We start from the raw sequence: 2711 nt of genomic DNA, 5'->3' as shown, positions 1-2711 counted from the left end.
CGGCCCGGCGCTGCGGCCTCGGCGTCGATTTCGTCGACGCGCGGCCGCTGCTGCCGGCCGGCATGCCGGGCCTGGGGGACGGCCCCACGGTGCAGCTGTGGCCGCACCGTCACGGCACCGACGCCATGTTCCTGGCGGTCCTGCGCCGGAACTGACCCACCTCTCGCAGTCGACCAAGGAGTTCGTGTCCGCCGTGCCCGGACACGAACTCCTTGCTCGTCATGCGGAGAAATGGGGAGCGATGGAGCGTGTGCGGCATCCCGGTGGGGGGAGGGGGCCGGTGGGATGTGACAGCCCGTTGACTGTCCGATCGATGCATGTAACTGTTTCGACCACCGGTCCCGGCACCCCGCCCGCCGAACCCCCACGAGGAGTCTCCATGAGACGCAGAACGCCGACCACGAGCCTCGCGCTCGCCCTCGTCGCCACCCTGACGACGGCGAGCCTGGCCGGCACCGCCTCCGCCGCGCCCGCGCCGGCCGCCGCCCCCGCCCCGGCCGTCGCCGCGCTCGCCGCGCCGGACGTCTCCCTCAGCAACATCCAGGCCCACCTCACCCAGTTCAACTCCATCGCCACCAGCAACGGCGGCAACCGGCGCGCCGGCTCGGCCGGCTACACCGCGTCGGTCAACTACGTGAAGGGCAAGCTCCAGGCGGCCGGCTACACGGTCACCGAGCAGAACTGCTCCACCTGCACCTACCCGGGCAACAACCTGATCGCCGAGTGGCCGCAGGGCCCGTCGGACCAGGTCGTCATGTTCGGCGCGCATCTGGACGGCGTGGCCGCCGGGCCGGGCATCAACGACAACGCCTCCGGCTCGTCGGTGCTGCTGGAGAACGCGCTGGTGCTGGCCGCGCAGAACCCGACCATGACCAAGCGGGTCCGGTTCGCCTGGTGGAACGGCGAGGAGCAGGGCCTGCAGGGCTCCAAGCACTACGTCAACCAGCTCAGCTCCACCCAGCGCGGCTACATCAAGGGCTACTACAACTTCGACATGGTCGGCTCGCCCAACGGCGGCTACTTCATCAACCGGATCACCTCGGCCACCGCGGCGCCGCTGAAGGCGTACTGGGACTCGTTCGGCATCTCGCCGGAGGAGAACACCGAGGGTCAGGGCCGCTCCGACGACTACTCGTTCGCCAACGCCGGCATCCAGACCTCCGGCTACGCGGCGGGCGCCAGCTACACCAAGACGTCGGCGCAGGCCAGCAAGTGGGGCGGCACCGCGGGCGCGGCGTACGACGGCTGCTACCACCGCTCCTGCGACAACACCAGCAACATCAACACGACCATCCTGAACCGGGCCGCGGACGGCGTCGCGTACACGATCTGGGCGCTCGCGGTCGGCGGCGGCACACCCGCCAACGACTTCTCCGTCTCGGTGAGCCCCACCTCCGGCAGCGTCGCCCGGGGCGGCTCCACCACCGCCACCGTCAGCACCGCCACCACCTCCGGCAGCGCGCAGACCGTGGCGCTGTCCGCCAGTGGCGCCCCGAGCGGCGTGTCGGTGAGCTTCAGCCCGTCCTCGGTCACCTCGGGCGGCTCGTCCACCATGACCGTCAGCGCCTCGTCGACGGCCACCACCGGCACGTTCACGCTCACCGTGACCGGCACCGGCTCGGCCACCCGCACCGCCAGCTACACGATCACCGTGACCGGCGGGAGTGGCGGCTGCACCGGCGGCCAGCTCATCGGCAACAGCAGCTTCGAGTCCGGCACCACGCCGTGGACGGCCAGCTCCGGCGTGATCACCAACAGCTCCAGCCAGGCGGCCCGCACCGGGTCGTACAAGGCGTGGCTGAACGGGTACGGCTCCTCGCGTACCGACACGCTGTCCCAGTCGGTCACGCTGCCGTCCGGGTGCAGCAGCTACACGTTCTCGTTCTGGCTGCACATCGACTCGGCCGAGACGACCAGCTCGACCGCGTACGACAAGCTCACCGTGCAGGTCGGCTCGACCACGCTGGCCACGTACTCGAACCTGAACAAGGCCACCGGCTACACCCAGCGCACCTTCAACCTGGCCGCGTACGCCGGGCAGACGGTCACGCTGAAGTGGACCGGGGTCGAGGACTCCTCGTTGCAGACCAGCTTCGTCGTGGACGACGTGACGCTGCAGGTCGGCTGAGCGGACACGGGCGGGGTGGGCGCCGGCCCGCCCCGCCCGTGGCTCAGGTGATCGGTAGCGCCTTGGCGCCCGCGCCCTTCACCGAGCGGGTCAGCGTCCGGTCGGAGACCCAGAGGAAGCACTGCACGCCCCGGTCGCCGTCGCGCCACTGCTCCGCGTACGGGTGGTAGATGATGGTGCCGGCCCGGTACTGCATGTTGCCGTCGTCGGGCAGCTTCGCGTACTTGGCGATCAGCCCGCGGCACGCCTTGTGCGTACGCAGCGGGGTGCGCTCGAACTCGGCGTAGCTGATGTCCGGAGCCTGGTAGACGCCGACGAACTCGGCGTGGTGCTTCGCGGTGCAGGCCACCGGCCGCATCTCCTGCACGTCGTCCTTGCTCATCTTCGGGTTGAAGCAGCCCAGCGCCAGCTTCGAGCCGGGCTTCAGCGCGCCCCGCAGGCTGCCGGTGCGCTCGGCCACGTCGCCCTGGTCCAGATCGGTCACCTCGGCGACGTCGCAGCGGTACCAGCGGGCCCCGCCGGACCAGGCGAGCGCCGAGGGGAAGACCACCGACAGCCGCAGCCGCCCGGAGCGCCAGTCCCC

At 70.9% G+C, this 2711-nt stretch carries 2 protein-coding genes and 1 pseudogene; 2 read left to right on the top strand and 1 reads right to left on the bottom strand.

Annotation, left to right across the window (positions count from 1 at the left end):
- Together KBX39_RS28245 and KBX39_RS28240 are read left to right on the top strand one after the other, a co-directional pair.
- Positions 1-155, top strand: a pseudogene (locus tag KBX39_RS28245) (rRNA small subunit methyltransferase B); the annotation flags it as partial.
- 224 nt (positions 156-379) lie between these two features.
- Positions 380-2128, top strand: a complete 1749-nt coding sequence (locus KBX39_RS28240; protein ID WP_069087683.1) for a M28 family peptidase — start codon at positions 380-382, stop codon at positions 2126-2128.
- A 43-nt stretch (positions 2129-2171) separates the two neighbouring features.
- On the opposite strand, the gene KBX39_RS28235 is transcribed toward KBX39_RS28240, so the two are convergent.
- The coding region (locus KBX39_RS28235; protein WP_210873439.1) for a septum formation family protein at positions 2172-2711 on the bottom strand (540 nt) is incomplete at its 5' end.

Origin of the sequence: Micromonospora sp. D75 (assembly GCF_018070405.1) — a bacterium.
GTDB lineage: Bacteria > Actinomycetota > Actinomycetes > Mycobacteriales > Micromonosporaceae > Micromonospora > Micromonospora chalcea.
The sequence above is the reverse complement of the archived record's forward strand: the minus strand, read 5'-3'. Positions and strand labels throughout refer to the sequence as shown.

What these genes read in the sequence shown, in the direction of transcription:
- KBX39_RS28240 (WP_069087683.1), top strand. Translation starts at nt 380, where the DNA reads ATGAGACGCAGAACGCCGACCACGAGCCTCGCGCTCGCCCTCGTCGCC.